General features: G+C 73.8%; 14 protein-coding genes and 1 tRNA gene. 8 read left to right on the top strand and 7 right to left on the bottom strand.

Going from position 1 to position 15,253, the window contains the following annotated elements; translation table 11 throughout:
* Nucleotides 1-210: 210 nt before the first annotated feature.
* Nucleotides 211-2,403: an ATP-binding protein gene (locus HS048_RS30685; RefSeq protein WP_196469592.1), complete on the top strand. Its 2,193-nt coding sequence runs from the start codon at nt 211-213 to the stop codon at nt 2,401-2,403.
* 29 nt (nt 2,404-2,432) lie between these two features.
* Here the strand turns inward: HS048_RS30685 and HS048_RS30680 are convergent.
* The 5 genes from HS048_RS30680 to HS048_RS30660 form a co-directional block, all read right to left on the bottom strand.
* Nucleotides 2,433-2,505 (bottom strand) — tRNA-Met (locus HS048_RS30680).
* A 196-nt stretch (nt 2,506-2,701) separates the two neighbouring features.
* A complete protein-coding gene (locus HS048_RS30675) occupies nt 2,702-2,953 on the bottom strand; it encodes a GNAT family protein (protein WP_307832741.1) in 252 nt (83 codons plus the stop codon).
* Between the two features lie 43 nt (nt 2,954-2,996).
* Nucleotides 2,997-3,533, bottom strand: coding sequence for a cellulose binding domain-containing protein (locus HS048_RS30670; protein ID WP_068903455.1), 537 nt, complete (start codon nt 3,531-3,533; stop codon nt 2,997-2,999).
* Between the two features lie 61 nt (nt 3,534-3,594).
* Entirely contained in the window at nt 3,595-4,611 is a 1,017-nt protein-coding gene (locus HS048_RS30665; RefSeq protein ID WP_191898367.1) for a lytic polysaccharide monooxygenase, read from the bottom strand.
* A gap of 425 nt (nt 4,612-5,036) precedes the next feature.
* Nucleotides 5,037-6,071, bottom strand: coding sequence for an ROK family transcriptional regulator (locus tag HS048_RS30660; RefSeq protein ID WP_196469591.1), 1,035 nt, complete (start codon nt 6,069-6,071; stop codon nt 5,037-5,039).
* A gap of 68 nt (nt 6,072-6,139) precedes the next feature.
* On the opposite strand from HS048_RS30660, the gene HS048_RS30655 reads away from it, so the two are divergent.
* Nucleotides 6,140-7,318 carry an MFS transporter gene (locus HS048_RS30655; RefSeq protein WP_196469590.1) on the top strand — a complete coding sequence of 393 codons (1,179 nt, stop codon included), beginning with the start codon at nt 6,140-6,142 and terminating at the stop codon, nt 7,316-7,318.
* A gap of 179 nt (nt 7,319-7,497) precedes the next feature.
* A complete protein-coding gene (locus tag HS048_RS30650; RefSeq protein WP_196469589.1) occupies nt 7,498-8,733 on the top strand; it encodes a PP2C family protein-serine/threonine phosphatase in 1,236 nt (411 codons plus the stop codon).
* A 126-nt stretch (nt 8,734-8,859) separates the two neighbouring features.
* Here HS048_RS30650 and HS048_RS30645 read toward each other — a convergent pair whose 3' ends face one another.
* Nucleotides 8,860-9,252: an SRPBCC family protein gene (locus tag HS048_RS30645; RefSeq protein WP_068903462.1), complete on the bottom strand. Its 393-nt coding sequence runs from the start codon at nt 9,250-9,252 to the stop codon at nt 8,860-8,862.
* A gap of 239 nt (nt 9,253-9,491) precedes the next feature.
* On the opposite strand from HS048_RS30645, the gene HS048_RS30640 reads away from it, so the two are divergent.
* The 3 genes from HS048_RS30640 to HS048_RS30630 all read left to right on the top strand — a co-directional run bounded on the left by HS048_RS30640 (nt 9,492) and on the right by HS048_RS30630 (nt 12,082).
* Nucleotides 9,492-9,986, top strand: coding sequence for an Rrf2 family transcriptional regulator (locus tag HS048_RS30640; protein ID WP_196469588.1), 495 nt, complete (start codon nt 9,492-9,494; stop codon nt 9,984-9,986).
* A gap of 59 nt (nt 9,987-10,045) precedes the next feature.
* Complete coding sequence (locus HS048_RS30635) at nt 10,046-11,236, top strand: globin domain-containing protein (protein WP_196469587.1); 1,191 nt, start codon at nt 10,046-10,048, stop codon at nt 11,234-11,236.
* A gap of 264 nt (nt 11,237-11,500) precedes the next feature.
* Entirely contained in the window at nt 11,501-12,082 is a 582-nt protein-coding gene (locus HS048_RS30630; protein ID WP_196469586.1) for a DoxX family membrane protein, read from the top strand.
* A gap of 120 nt (nt 12,083-12,202) precedes the next feature.
* Here the strand turns inward: HS048_RS30630 and HS048_RS30625 are convergent, their stop codons facing one another.
* On the bottom strand, nt 12,203-12,934 hold the full coding sequence (locus HS048_RS30625; protein ID WP_196469585.1) for a TetR/AcrR family transcriptional regulator: 732 nt from the start codon (nt 12,932-12,934) through the stop codon (nt 12,203-12,205).
* A gap of 203 nt (nt 12,935-13,137) precedes the next feature.
* Between HS048_RS30625 and HS048_RS30620 the strand changes: the two genes are divergently transcribed.
* Nucleotides 13,138-14,373, top strand: coding sequence for an acyl-CoA dehydrogenase family protein (locus HS048_RS30620; protein WP_196469584.1), 1,236 nt, complete (start codon nt 13,138-13,140; stop codon nt 14,371-14,373).
* Entirely contained in the window at nt 14,370-15,218 is an 849-nt protein-coding gene (locus HS048_RS30615) for an SDR family NAD(P)-dependent oxidoreductase (protein WP_307832708.1), read from the top strand. Before HS048_RS30620 ends, HS048_RS30615 begins: the two co-directional genes overlap by 4 nt.
* The last annotated feature ends 35 nt before the right edge of the window (nt 15,219-15,253 follow it).

Genomic DNA, 15,253 nt, shown 5'->3' with positions numbered 1-15,253 from the left:
GCCCCCAAGCTACCGCGCGCCCCGCCCGCCCGGAGGTCCGATCCCGTACGGCGGGCGGATCGGCCCGCCCGCCGTACGGACGCCGGTTCTCCGGTCAGGTCACGGATCCCGGCCGGCAGGCGGGGGACGGCGGGAGGCGTCGGCGGCCTCTCCGGATTGCCGTGACGACAAGTGCGGTTTGAGGGGTATGTGCTCTTTCGGGGTGAGGGGATGAGCACGGACGATCGCGTCCAGGACCGGGACCGGATACGGGCGCTCCACGCCACCGGCCTGCTGGAGGGGACCGGGGCGCCGACGCTGGACCGGGTGACGCGGCTGGCGGTCCGGTGGCTGTCGGTGCCGATCGCGATGGTGTCGCTGGTCGACGCCGACCGTCAGGCCGTCGTCAGCTCGGCGGGACCGGCCGGCCCGTGGCGCGAGGAGCCGGTGCCGCTGTCGCAGTCGCTGTGCCGGCACATCGTCGCCACCGGTGCGGCGCTGACCGTGCCGGACGTCCCGGCCGACGAGCGCTGGAACGCCGTGCAGACGGCCGGGGACGGGCCGCTGAAGGCCTACGCCGGAATGCCGCTGCACGGCGACGGCCACGTCCTGGGCGCGCTGTGCGTGATCGACACCACGGCCCGGAGGTGGAGCGCGGAGCAGCTGGCGGCGCTGGAGGACCTGGCCGCGGTGGCCGAGAGTGAGATCGCCCGCGGACTCTGCCGGGCCGACTCCCACCGCACCGCGGTGCTGCGCGCCGCCCAGCGCGCCGTGATCCGCGCGCTGGCCGAGGACGGCGGGACCGAGGAGGCCGCGGCCGGGGTGATCGCCGCGATCTGCGGCGCCCTCGGCTGGTGCTACGGGGAGTACTGGCAGGTCGACGACGACCAGGCCTCGATCACCCGCGTCGCCTCCTGGAGCAGGCCCGACCGGGACCTGGCCGCGTTCACCGGCCTGCGGCCGCTCACCCTCGCCCGCGGCGAGGACCTGCCCGGCAGGGTCTGGGCCGGCGGAGAGCGGATCTGGACACCCGATCTGCAGGCCGACCCCCGGGCATTCGCCCGCGTCCGGCAGGCCCGCCTGGCGGAGCTGCACGCCGCGATCGGCCTGCCGGTCCACGGCGGGCGTCAGATGCTGGGCGTGCTGACGCTCTTCACCGACGCGGTCGCCGAACCCGACGAGGAACTGGCCGACCTGCTGGACTGCGTCTGCGCCTATCTGGGCCGGTACGCGGAGCGGCGCCGCGCCGACGACCTCACCCGCACCCTGGAGGTCGCCCGCTACCGCTTCGACCAGGTGGTCGCCCAGATCGACGACTACATCTGGACGTCGGAGGCCCTGCCCGACGGCCGGTTCCGGCTGCTGTACCGCAGCCCGAACACCGTCGGCGTGCTCGGCAGCCAGCTCCCCGACATCGACATCGTCGCCGTGCTGACCCGTTACATCCACCCCGACGACCGGGAGGCGTTCGAGGACTTCAACTCGGCCCTGTCCGCGGGCAGGGCCGTCCAGGCCGAGTACCGCCTCACCGGCATCGACGGCGTCACCCGGTGGGTCTGGAGCCGGGCCACCCCCCGCCGTGACGGCGGACGCCTGCTGGTCGACGGCATCACCACCGACATCACCGAGCGCCGCGAGCTGGCCGACGAACGCGAGCGCCTGCTGCTCCGCGAACGCGAGCAGGTACGCCGTCTGCGGGAGCTGGACCGGCTCAAGGACGAGCTGATGGCGATGGTCAGCCACGAACTGCGTTCCCCCATCGGGGTCATCCGCGCCTACGCCGAGATGCTGCGCGGGGCACCGGACCTGCCGGAGGAGCACGCCGCGTTCCTGGAGGTGATCGACCGCAAGAGCGAGCACCTGCAGCGCCTGGTGGACGACCTGCTGGACCTGGCGCGCCTGGAGGACGGCCGGATGGCCGTCGAGGTCCGCACGGTGTGGCTGACCCGGCTGATCCACCAGGCCGTCGAAGACCACCGGGCGGCCGCGGAGGCCAAGGGCATCGCCCTGACGGCCGAGCTGCCCCACTATCTTCACGTGCGGGCCGACCCGGTGCGGTTGCGCCAGGTGATGGACAACCTGCTGTCGAATGCGATCAAGTACACGCCCGGCGGCGGCGCCGTCGCCGTCACCGCCGTCCCGCCGGACGACGACGGCGGCGGTTCTCCGCCCGGCGGCGGCGGCCCTCCGCGCATGGCCGCCGTGACCGTCGCCGACAACGGCATCGGCATCCCGCCCGAGCAGTACGAGCACCTGTTCTCACGTTTCTTCCGGGCCTCCAGCGGCCGCGCGGCGGGGATCAAGGGCACCGGGCTGGGTCTGGCCATCACCAAGGCCATCGTGAGCGCGCACGGCGGCACGATCACCGCCGCGCCCCGGGAGGGCGGCGGCACCGCCTTCACCGTGCGCCTGCCCGCCGGATGACCGGTGCGCCGCGGAGGCCGGGTGCCGCGTGGCGGGTGTGGGAATCGAACCCACCTTGAGCGGCTTATGAAACCGCCGGGCACGCCAGCGCCCCCACCCGCCGGGAATGCGAAGAGCCGTCCCGGTCCGAATGCCCGGGACGGCTCGCACATGACATCGCCGATCGTCACATGCGAGCCCGCCCGGGCATGTTCATTCGGCGTCGGAGGCGCATTCCGGTTTCCTTTCCGTGTTCTGCGGACCGAGCGTGTCACGCCGGGACGGCCCGGCGCGACATGTTTTCCCGGGGGTACGGGCGTCAGCCGGTCGGCTCGCCTTCCAGGAGGGTCATGATGAGGTGGTCGTGCCATTTCCCGTCGCGGCGGAAGGAATGGCGCCTTCTGCCGTCCGCGGAGAAACCGGCCTTCTCGTAGACCCGGGTCGCGGCCGCGTTCTCGGCGACGACCCAGAGCGCGATCGAGTGCGACCGCATCCGGTCGAAGCCGTACCGGCGGATCACCCGGGTGGCGTCGGTGCCGCAGCCCTTGCCCCAGCAGTCCTTCTCGCCGATGTAGATGTGGGCGGCGGAACCGGTCCGCCCGGTCCTTCCGGGGTCAGCCGCAGGTGATCTCGGTGAAGGTGGGGGGCGACTGGGCGGCGCCGACGAAGCCGATGTCGGCGGCGGTGGCGCCCGGTGCCAGGACGGACCTGTCGTCCCCGAGCGCGTGGATCATCGCGATGGGGCCGCTCTGCATGTGGGTGCCGTTCCAGGCCTGGGTGATGGTCGCGCCCTTGGGGAGGACCCACTGGATGTACCAGCCGCCCAGCGGCGTGTCGGCCGTGTTGGTGATCGTCGCGGCGGCGCGGTACCCGCCCGGCCAGGTCTCGACGAGCTTGAGCGTGGCCTTGCAGCTGCGGGCCGGGGGCGCGGGCAGGGCCGAGGGGTCGGCGGGGAGCGAGGAGGACGCGCCCGCCGGCGCCGGGGGAGATGGCGCCGGAAGGGCGGCGGAGGTGCCCGCCGGGACCATCGGATGCGCGGCGGTGTGCCGGGCCGCGGGATCGCCGCCGCCGACGCAGGCCGCCGCGAGCAGGGCCACCGCGGCTCCCAGGGAGAGGGCGCCCAGGATCGTGGTGGCTTTCCCCTGCGTCACGGCTGTCCTCCTCGGGAGGGGAGGGGGCCCGGCCGGGCGGGCCGGCCGGGACCCGGATCGGTCAGGGACTGGTGCAGGTCAGGGACGGGGAGCCGGGGGCGCCGTTACCGGTCATCCCGAAGGTGGTCGAGCCGCCCGCGGGGACCGCCCGGTTCCAGTCGGCGTTCTTCGCCGTGACGGAGGATCCGGAGACGGTATGGCTGGCGCTCCACACGCTGTTGAGGCTGCTCCCGCTGGGCAGCGTCCACTTGACGGTCCAGCCGTTGAGGGCGGAGGAGCCGGGGTTGCTCACGGTGACCTCGCCCTGGAAGCCGCCCGACCAGGTGCTGACGGTCTTGAAGGAGGCGGTGCAGGAGGCCGGGCCGTCGGTGGGGGTCGACGTCGGGGTGATGGTCGGGTCCGGGTCGGGGCCCGAGTCGCGGCCGACGCCGGTCACCTCGCCGTTGCCGCCGTCGAAGACGACGTCGGAGCAGTTGTAGAAGGTCTCGGCGCTGTCGGAGCGCTTCCACACCGAGTAGATGACGTGGCGGCCGGACTTACCGGAAGGCAGGGTGGCGTTCCAGTAGTAGTGCGCGTCGTTGGTGCCCGGCGAGCCGACGCTGTTCGGGTGGTCGGCCGTGTCGAAGGGCTGCTCCTCCAGGTCGTTCCAGGTGAGCGGCTTGGTGGGGTCGTAGCCGTCCTTGGTGACGTACAGGTAGAACCAGCCCGGGTGGGCGGCCCACTTGTTGTACTTGATCTGGATCTGCCGCCCGGCGGTCAGATGGGTCACCGGCCATTCGGTGCTGGGGCGGTTGAACCCGGTGAAGTTGGGGTTGCCGCCGCTGCACAGCTCTCCGTCGGGCACGAAGCCGCGGGTCCGCCCGGCGCCGTCGGAGCGGAGCACGCTGAACCAGTTGTAGAGGGAGTTGGCGCCGCTCTGGGCGACGGCCGCCGCACAGGCCGGGTTGATGGGGACGATGTTCCCCTGCGGGCTGAGCCCGTCCTGCCAGCAGAAGTAGGTCCGGCTGCCGGGCACCATCATGGCACCGTGAGCCGAGGCCGAGCTCGGAACGAGGACGACCGCGAGAAGCGCGGACATGAACGTGACCGCGCAGGCGACAGCGATCCTTCGCCAATTGCGCACTGAACTGACCGACCTTTCGGGGATGGCGGACTTACCGATCGACTGCAGCGAAGCGCTTACGCGGATCGGACTCTAAGCCGCCGTCACAAAGGTGTAAACGAAAGGCGGTCCGGCGGGGCCGTTCCGGGGGAGTACGCCCAGTTCGCAGGGGTGGCGGAAAGCATGGAACAGATGAAAGATTCATGCCGCGGAGGAGGCCGCCGGGGAATTCCCTGATATGGGGAGCGTGGCCGTACGGCCATTCCTGCGCCATCCGGATATGCCGCCGGAGGCGTCCCGGCGGGCGGGCTCCGGCTGACCGGAGGCGCTCCGGCGGGCGGCCCGCCGCCGGCCGGACACGCGGCCGGAGGCGTCCCGGCGGGCGGTCGGGTGACCGGCGGTCAGCCGGGCAGGCCGCCGAAGACGTCCCGGTGGGCGATCGACAGAGCGGTGAAGACGGCGCCGTGCAGGACCGCGTTGCCCTCCACGGTGCTCGCGCGGACCAGGGTGGGGGCGGGGGAGAGCGCGGCGAGGTGCCCGCCCACCCGCTCCGCCAGGTCCTGCCCGCCGGAGCGCCCGGTCCGGCCGCCGAGGACGACGAGACCGGGGTCCAGGACGGCGACCGCGGCCAGGACGCCCTCGGCGATCCTGGCGGCCAGGGCGTCCCGGCCGATGTCGCGGACGGCCGCGGCGCCCACCAGGTCGCAGAACGGCGTTCCGGACAGCTTGATCCAGCCGATCTCCCCGGCGCCCCCCGACGCGCCGTGCCGCAGCCGCCCGCCGAGGACGACCGCGGCACCCACCCCGTCGTCCAGCCAGAGCAGGACGAAGTCCTCGCGGTCGCGGGCGGCCCCGGCGCGGTGCTCGGCGACGGCGGCGAGGTTGACCTCGTTCTCCAGGGTGACGGGGGCGCCCAGGCCCGCGCCGAGGACGCGCGGCAGGTCGGGCCGCCAGCCGGGCACGCCGTTGTCGGTCAGCAGGCTCCCGGTGGCCGGGTGGAACAGGCCGGGGGCGCCGAGCACGACCGCGTGCACGGCCCGGGGTCCCGCCGCCTCCGCGACCGCGCCGGTGACGGTCCCGGCCAGGTCGTCGCCCGCCCGCAGGGGCCGCGCGGCCGAGCCGGCGGTCCGGCCGGTGATGTCGGCGACCGTGACGTTGACCGCGTCGCGGCGCACGTCCACGCCGGCCACGTGGGCGCGGTCGGCGACGAGGCCGTAGAGGCGCGCGTTCGGTCCCCGGCGGTCCCCCCCGGCCTCCCCGGTGACCGCGATCAGCCCGTTCGCCTGCAACCGCTCGATCAGGTCGGACACGGTCGGGCGGGACAGGCCGGTGAGCTCCCGGAGCTGGGGGGCGGTCAGCGGCCCGTGCTCGAGCAGGAGGTCGAGGGCGAGGCGGTCGTTGATCACTCGGGCCAGCTGCGGGGTGGCGGTCCTCATGCCGCCCATTGTCCACGGCCGGAAAAAGACGTTTTTCATCAGGGAGCCTGCCTGTTAATTTGGAACCCATGCATACCGACACGAAACGTGCCCGGATCGCCGTCGCCGCGGTGTTCACCGTGCACGGCGCGGTCGCCGGGAGCTGGGCGACCCGCATCCCGTGGCTGCAGGACCACCTCGCACTGGACTCCGCCGCGCTGGGACTCGCCCTGTTCTTCCCGGCGCTCGGAGCCTTCGTGGCCATGCCGATGTCCGGCCGCCTGGTCCACCGGTACGGCGGGCGGACGGCGACGCGGGTCCTGCTCGCCCTGTGGTGCGCCGCGCTCGCGCTCCCCACCCTGTCCCCCGGGTTCCCCTGGCTCTGCGCGGCGCTCTTCCTGTACGGCGCCGCGGCCGGCACGTGCGACGTCGCGATGAACGCCCAGGGAGTGGTCGTCGAGCAGCGGCTGGGCCGCTCGGTCATGTCGGGGCTGCACGGCATGTGGAGCGTCGGCGCCCTGGCCGGTGCGGGCGTGGGCGCGCTCGCCGCCGAGTTCGCCGTCGACGCGCGCCTGCACCACGCGGCGACGGCGCTCGTGCTGCTGGCCGCCGGCGCCGTGGTGAGCCGCGGGCTGCTCGACACCCGGCCCGAGCCCGGGGAGCAGCCTCCGCCCCGGTTCGCCGTGCCGTCGCGGGCGATCCTCGCGATCGGCGTCGTCGGGTTCTGCGCCACCTTCGCCGAGGGCGCCGGCCGGAACTGGGCCGCCGTCTACATCGAGGACGTCACCGGTGCCGGAGCCGGGCTCGCGGCGGCCTGCTTCGCCGTCTTCTCCCTGGCCATGTCGGTCACCCGGCTGGCGGGCGACCTGGTCGTCGACCGGCTCGGGCCGGTCCTGACCGTCCGCGCGGGAGGCCTGCTCGCCGCCGCCGGCTGCGTCCTGGTCGCCGTCGCGCGCACCCCGGGGCCGGGCGTCGCCGGATTCGTCCTGCTGGGCCTGGGCGTCGCCGTGACCGTGCCGCTGGTCTTCGCCGCCGGGGGCAACGCCACCCCGACGCCCGGCCAGGGCGTGGCGGGGATCGCGACGATCACCTACCTGTCCGGCCTGGTGGCCCCGGCGGTGATCGGCTGGGTGGCCGACGTGACCTCGCTGCCCGCCGCGTTCGGCCTGATCGCGGCCGTCTCCCTGGCGGGCGTCGGGCTGGCCGGCTCCCTGCGGCCCCGCTCCGCCGTACGCGAGGCGCCGGTGGTGGAGCCCGCGGGGCGCTGACGGTGAGCTGAAGGTGCGCCGGCGGGACGGACGGTGACTTGGGATCGAGCGGCCGGGGTAGGAGAAGGGTCCGGGGCCGTTCCGGCTCCGCGTTCCCGCCTGCCGCGCAGGGGGCCGCGGAGCGTCCAGGGGGTGGAGGACGGAGCCCGGGACGTCGCGTGCGGGGAGGGGACGGCGCCATGGATGTCTCCGCGGGCCGGGTGCGGATGCTGGAGGGGCTGGTCGGGGGCAGCCACCTGTCGGGGATGGAGCAGCTGCCGTCCCTGGTCGAGGAGTGCGCCGCCCACGCCGGGCTGAACGAGGTGCTGATCTACGTGGCCGACCTGCGCCAGGAGGTGCTCCGCCTGCTGACCGGGCACGGGGTGCACTCCTACGAGGAGCCCGAACTGGAGAGGGACGAACTGCGGATCGAGGGGACCCTCGCCGGCCGCGCCTTCCAGGAGATGCGGATCATCGCCAGGCCGGGCGGGGACGGCGGCGGGGGCTGGTGGGTGCCGCTGCTGGACGGCACCGAGCGCCTGGGGGTGCTGCGGATCGGCGCGGACGGAGCCGACGGCGCCGACGAGCGGGTCCAGGAGGACATGCGGGCCCTGGCGTCGCTGGTGGCGCTGCTGATGGTGAGCAAGCGCTCGCAGAGCGACTCCTACGCCCGGCTGGTGCGGACCCGCTCGATGAGCGTCGCCGCGGAGATGCAGTGGAACCTCATGCCGCCGCTGACCTTCGCCAACGAGGAGGTGGTGGTCGGTGCGGTCCTGGAGCCCGCCTACGAGATCGGCGGCGACGCCTTCGACTACGCCCTCGCCGGAGACCTGGTGAACCTGGCGGTCTTCGACGCGATGGGCCACGACGCCTCCGCCGGCCTGACCGCGAGCCTCGCCGTCGCCGCCTGCCGGAACAGCCGCCGCCAGGGAGCCGACCTGATCACCACGAGCGTGGCGATCGAGCACGCCCTGATCGAGGAGTTCGGCCGGGGCAGCCGCTTCGCCACCGCGATCCTGGCCCAGCTGGACCTGCGCAGCGGCGTCTTCTCCTGGGTCACCCGCGGGCACCACCCGCCGATCGTGATCCGGGGCGGGCGCTGGGTCTCCACCCTCGAGTGCGACCCCGCCCACCCCGTGGGCCTCGACCTGGGCCTTCCCGTCTCGCTCTGCCAGGAGCAGCTCGAACCCGGTGACCGCGTCCTGCTCTACACCGACGGCATCACCGAGGCCCGCAACCGCGACGGCGAGGAGTTCGGCCTCAGCCGCTTCGCCGACTTCATCATCCGCCGCAACGCCGACGGGCTGCCGGTGCCGGAGACCCTGCGCCGCCTCGTCCGCAGCGTCCTGGACTACCACCAGGGGCAGCTCCAGGACGACGCCACCGTGCTGCTGCTGGAATGGCACGGCGCGGGTGAGCGCAAGCTGCACCTCTGACCGGGAGGCGGGTCCCCGGCCCTCCCCTGCGGGAGGGCCGCCCGGGTGCGGGTGCGGTCTCTCCCGCGCGGTTCCGGCGGCCCGTCTGGGTGCGGGTGCGGTCTCTCCCGTGCGGTTCCGGCGGACCTACACCCGCACCTGCTCGGCCAGCCGCTCCAGGCTCTTCTCCAGGGCGTGGTCGACCTCGTCGCCGGAGGGGGCGTGCTCCTCGTCGAAGAACGACAGGTGCACGGTCACCTCGCTGGCCTGGTCGCTGATGCTCGCGACCTGCAGCCAGCCCGCGTAGCGGCTGTCGTCGCGCGTCCCCCACTCGAGCCGGAGCTGGTCGCGCTGCGCCCGGAAGAGCGCGCGCTCGTCCCTGCCGCTGCCGTCCTCGTGCACGGTCACCGCCGGCGGGTCCTCGGCCCGCACGTGCAGGTCCCGGGGGAGCCAGGAGTCCAGCCGGTCCAGGTCGCTGGCCCTGTCGAACACCGTCTCCGGCGGCGCGGTCATCGTGCGGGAACGCTGGTATTCGCTCATCGGACGATCACTCCTCGGTTCGGGAACATCGAACCGGTGACGTACCCGGCCCGGTCGGGTCCATCCATCCCCGCCCGGCGCCCCGCGCCTCCGGCGCGGCTCCGGCCCGCGTTCCGGCTCGTTCTCCGAGGGGCCGCCGGTCCCGCGGGCCGCCCGGACGGGCCGCTCGGTGAGCCGTACGGGCGGGCCGTACGGCCGAGGCCCGCGGAGCAGGGACGCGGAGCGCCTACCGTAAGGCCATGCGTCTGACCGCTTTCACCGACATCTCGCTGCGCATCGTGATGCGGCTGGCCGTGGCGGGGGAGGGCGAGCTGCTGACCACCCGGGTGGTCGCGGACATGCTCGCCGTGCCGTATACCCACGCGGCCAAGGCGGTGGCGCGCCTGAGCGAGCTGGGGCTGGTGGAGGCCCGGCGCGGGCGGGGCGGCGGGATGCGGCTGTCGGAGGCCGGGCGCGGGGCGTCGGTCGGCGGCGTCGTCCGCGCGCTGGAGGGCGCGGACGACGTGGTGGGATGCGAGGACGACCCGCCGTGCCCGCTCCGGGCGGCCTGCCGTCTGCGGGCGGCGCTCCGCCAGGCGCAGGAGGCCTTCTACGCCTCCCTCGACGCGGTCACGGTCGACTCCCTGGTCGCGGCGCCCACGGGGCCCGTCCTGCTCTCCCTGACCTCCGTGGCGGAGCAGTCGCTCCGGCGTCCGGACGACCCCCGGTGGGGGAGCGGCGGACCTGCCTCTTAATCTGTATTTCAGATTCCAATTTAAGAGGGATCTCCGTTCCGCCGTCCCTGGAGGTCGACATGTTGTCCGCCGAGTCCGCCGCGACCGTCCGCGCCACTCTCCCCGCGGTGGGTGCGTCCCTCGACGCGATCACCGCGCGGTTCTACGACACGATGTTCGCCGAGCGCCCGGAGCTGCTCGACGGCGTGTTCAACCGGGGCAACCAGCGCAACGGCGAGCAGCGCAGGGCGCTGGCGGGCTCCATCGCGGCGTTCGCGACCGCGCTGCTGGACCATCCCGACGAGCGCCCCGACCACCTGCTCTCCCGCATCGCGCACAAGCACGCCGCGGTCGGCGTCACCGACGACCAGTACGTGATCGTCCACAAGTACCTCTTCGCCGCGATCGCCGAGGTGCTCGGCGACGCCGTCACCCCGCAGGTCGCCGCCGCCTGGGACGAGGTCTACTGGCTGATGGCCGGCGGGCTGATCGCGATGGAGGCGAGGATCTACGCCGAGGCCGGGGCGCGCGGCGGGCGCACCTGGCGGCGGTGGCGGGTCGTCGAGCGGCGGGAGGAGACGGCGGACACGGTCTCCTTCGTGCTGGCCCCGACCGGTGACGAACCCGTCCCGCCGGCCGGCCCCGGCCAGTACGTCAGCGTGCGGGTGGAGCTGCCCGACGGCGTGCACCAGCTCCGGCAGTACACCCTCTCGGGGCACGGCGAGGACGGGCTGCGCCGCATCACCGTCAAGCGGGCGCGGGTGGAGGGCTCCCCGGACGGGGAGGTGTCCGCCCTGCTCCACGACACCGTGGCCGAAGGGGACGAGCTGACCCTGTCCGCCCCCTTCGGGGACGTGGTGCTGGAGGACGGGGACGCGCCTCTCGTCCTCGTCTCCGCGGGCATCGGCTGCACGCCCGTCACCGCCATGCTGCAGCACCTGGCCCTGACCGGCGCCACCCGCCGCGTCCTGGTGCTGCACGCCGACCGGTCCGAGGCCGAGCATGCCCTGCGCCAGGACATGGAGCGGCTGACCGAGGCGCTGCCTGGCGGCGAGCGGGTCCTCTGGTACGAGGAGGGGGCCTGCGGCCGCGCCCGCTCCGGCCGGATGGACCTGTCCGACGTGGACGTCCCCGAGGGCGCGGTCGTCTACATGTGCGGCCCGCTGCCGTTCATGCGGGACGTGCGCGCCCAGCTCCTCCGGGCGGGGGTCGCCGCGCGCGACGTCCACTACGAGGTGTTCGGCCCCGACCTGTGGCTGGGCGCTGCCTGAGGTCCCCGGTGCGGGGCGCCCGGGGCCGGTCTCCGGCCCTCCCCGGCGGGCGGGTGCGGGGCGGGGCCGGAAGCCGCACTCCGTCGTGACCACGGCCCTCCTGCGCGGGCGGGTGCGCGGGGCAGGGCCGGCAGGGCCGAAAGTCCTTCCACGCCGGGACTTCGGGTCGGCCCGGGCGAGCCGTACGGCTCTGCGGAACCGGGGATGCGAGCTGATGTACTGGGTGACGTAACCGAGAGACGAAAACCCCCCGAGGAGCCCACCATGGCGATCATCGAAGGCCGCACCCAGCGCACCGGCCGCCGCACCGCCCCCACCGCCATCCGCGTCGCGGCCGCCCCGGCCGCCGCCCGCACCCTGACCCCGGCCGCCGTCCACGGCCTGGCCGCCGCCCGCATCGCGCTGGGCTGGGTCTTCCTGTGGGCCTTCGTCGACAAGCTGTTCGGCCTGGGCTTCGCCACCCCCGCCGCCAAGGCCTGGATCAACGGCGGCAGCCCCACCACCGGCTTCCTCAAGGGCACCGGCGACAACGCCCTCGGCGGCCTGTTCGGCGCCCTGGCCGGACAGGCCTGGGTGGACTGGCTGTTCATGCTCGGCCTGGCGGGCGTCGGCACCGCCCTGCTCCTGGGCATCGGCCTGCGCGTCGCCGCCGGCGCCGGCGCGACCATGATGCTGCTGATGTGGGCCGCGGCCCTGCCCCTGGAGACCAACCCCGCCGTGGACGACCACATCGTCTACGCCGTCGTCCTGGTCACCCTGGCCCTCACCCGCGCCGGCGACACCCTGGGCCTGGGCGCCCGCTGGGCCGCCACCCCCCTGGTCGAGCGCCTGCCGATCCTGAAGTGACCACCCGCCCCGCACCGACCGCCCATCCCGCACCGACCGCCCACTCCGAACCGACCGCCCGCCGCACCCGACCGGCCCCGACCCAGCGCCCGCCTCCCCGGAAAACCCGGAGGCGGGCGCTCACGCGTTCCCCCGCCCTTCCCGGCGACGCAGGCCTCCCAGGCCGTCCGCCGGACCGCCCGGCTCCGGCCGGGGGCGGGCGTCGCGTTCGGCGAGCAGCCGGGCCGTCTCGTCGGACACCTCGGTGGCCAGCACCGCCGAGACGACGTCGATCAGATGGCTGGTGAAGAGCCGGTCGTCCTTCCCCCCGGGCCCCTCGGCGCGGCGGGCCAGCTCCACGTAGGTCACCCGGATGGCCATGAACCGCTGGTGCAGCCGGCGCACGGCGACCTCGGAGAGCAGCGGGGCCACCAGCTCCCGCCAGCGGTTGATGCTCTGGCCGGGGTCGTCCTGCGCGTCGCGGAGCGCCGGCAGGCGGCTGCGGTGCACCAGCTGCTCCATGATCCGCAGATAGGACCGGCCGCCGTCGGAGTCGGCCAGCTTCGCGGCCATCGGCCGTACCAGTGCGGCCGCCAGCGTGCGGCGTGCCTCGGCGGCGGGCAGGCCGCCGCGCGCCTCGTACTCGTCGAGCAGCTGGTGGCGGCGGACCTCCACCTCGGGCTGGTGCTTGGCCAGGACCGCGGTCAGCAGCCCCGCCCGGTCCCCGAAGTGGTACTGCAGCGCCGTCGAGTTGCGCTGGCCCGCCGCGGCGTTGATCTCCCGCAGCGACACCCCCTCGATCCCCTTCTCGGCGAACAGGCGCTCTGCGGCCGCGACCAGCCGCCTGCACGTGGCCTCGGGGTTGGGCGGCATCGGTGCTCCTCCTCCTGGCGTCCATGGGTTCACCGGATCATCGCGTCCCGCACCGCCCTTGATGGCGGCGGGAGGGCTCGTTAAGCTAATCATGCATGTGACTGAAAACGTCATGCAGTCGCATCAAATCGTGGCGGCGCCGCGGAGGACATCGCGCGGGACGTCGACCAGGGCAGATCGACCAGGACAGAGGGTTCGCACGCATGGCCATCGACTTCACACTCGCTCCCGAGCACGAGGAGATCCGCCGCCGGGTGCGGGCCTTCGTGCAGGAGACCATCATCCCGGCGGTCGAGGGCTTCGACGACGAGGAGAAGGTCCTCAGCCGCGACGAGTACATCCGGACCATCTTCGGGCTGCGTGAGAAGGCGAAGGCCGAGGGGCTCTGGCTGCCGCACATGCCGAAGGAGTGGGGCGGCATGGGTCTGGGCCACGTCGAGCTGGCCATGGTGCAGTCCGAGGCGGCCAAGACCCGGCTGGGGCCGTGGGTGTTCAACTGCCAGGCGCCCGACGAGGGCAACATGCACACCCTGCTGCACTGGGCGACCGACGAGCAGAAGGAGAAATACCTCAAGCCTCTGCTCAAGGGCCACAAGATGTCGTGCTTCGCGATGACCGAGCCGGAGGTGGCCGGCTCCGACCCGACGCTGATCCGCACCCACGCCGTCAAGGACGGCGACGAGTGGGTGATCAACGGCCACAAGTGGTTCATCTCCAACGCCCGCCGGGCGGCCTTCGCCATCCTCATCGCCCGCACCGAGCCCGACATGCCCGAGGGCGCCCGCGGCGCCAACACCGCGTTCCTCGTCGACATCCCCCAGGAGGGCTGGAACGACGTCCGCGAGGTCGAGACGATGCACGGCTCGACCGGCCACAGCGAGATCGTCATCACCGACCTGCGGGTCCCCGACAGTCAGATCCTCGGCGGGCGCGGCAACGGCCACAAGCTCGGCCAGTACCGCCTCGGCCCGGCCCGGCTGGCCCACTGCATGCGCTGGATCTCGCAGGCCGAGACCGCGCTGGACATGATGGTCGACCGGGCGCTCAACCGCTACAGCCACGGTTCGCTGCTCGCCGAGAAGCAGGGCATCCAGTGGCTGATCGCCGACTCGGCCATGGAGCTCTACCAGTGCAAGCTCATGGTCCTGCACGCCGCCTCGAAGATCGACAAGGGCGAGGACTTCCGCACCGAGGTCTCGATGGCCAAGCACTTCGTGGCCAACAGCCTCAACCGGATCGTGGACCGGGCCATCCAGGTGCACGGCGCGCTGGGCTACTCGACCGACACTCCGCTGGCCCACATGTTCCAGCACGCCCGCTGGGCCCGCTTCGCCGACGGGGCCGACGAGATCCACCAGATGCGCATCGCCGAGCGTACGATCGCGGCGTACCGGGCCACCGGTTCGACCAACGCCGCCACGGGAGGGCTGCCGCTGTGAGCGAGACCACGCAGGACCGGTTCGGCGCGGGCGGCGGACTGCTCAGCGGGATGGGCGCGGACCCCGGCGAGCGGCCGGCGGCGGGCTTCAACGAGGTCCGCGGCGACCGGCTCGGCGGAAAGGTCGCCCTGGTCACCGGCGGCGGCAACGGGATCGGCGCGGCGGTGGCCCGGCGGCTCGCCGCGAAGGGCGCCCGGGTCGTGCTCGCCGACGTCGACGACGCCGCGGGCAAGGAGGTCGCCGACGAGATCGGCGGGGTCTTCACGCACTGCGACGTGACCCGCCTGGAGGACAACGAGGCGGCGGTGGCCGTCGCCGCCGAGCGGTACGGCAGGCTCGACCTCGCGTTCCTCAACGCCGGCATCTCCTCCGGCTGCGGGCTGGGCGACGACTTCGACGTCCGGCGCTACCGCCTGGCGATGGGCGTCAACCTCGACGGCGTCGTGTTCGGCGTGCACGCCGCGCTCCCCGCGCTGCGGGCCGCGGGCGGCGGGACGATCGTGGCCACCGCGAGCATGGCGGGGATCGTCGGCATCCCGCACGACCCCATCTACGCGGCCAACAAGCACGCCGTCGTGGGCCTCGTCCGCTCGCTCGGCCAGGACCTGCAGTCCTCCGGCATCAAGGTGCAGGGCCTGTGCCCGTCGTTCGCCGACACCGCGATCCTGGGTGAGGGCAAGGCGGTGCTGGAGCAGCTGGGCTTCCCGATCCTGGACGTCTCCGAGGTCGTCGACACGTTCTTCCGGCTGCTGGACAGCGACGGCACGGGGGAGTGCTGGTTCGTGGTCCCGGGCCGCGAGAGCCAGCCCTTCGCCTTCCGCCGCGCCCCCGGCCCCCGGGCCTGAGCCCCGGACCCGCCCGACCGCCGTGCCTGGGCCCC

It is taken from the genome of Planomonospora sp. ID91781 (genome assembly GCF_015711595.1).
GTDB classification, from domain to species: domain Bacteria; phylum Actinomycetota; class Actinomycetes; order Streptosporangiales; family Streptosporangiaceae; genus Planomonospora; species Planomonospora parontospora.
The sequence above is the reverse complement of the archived record's forward strand: the minus strand, read 5'-3'. Positions and strand labels throughout refer to the sequence as shown.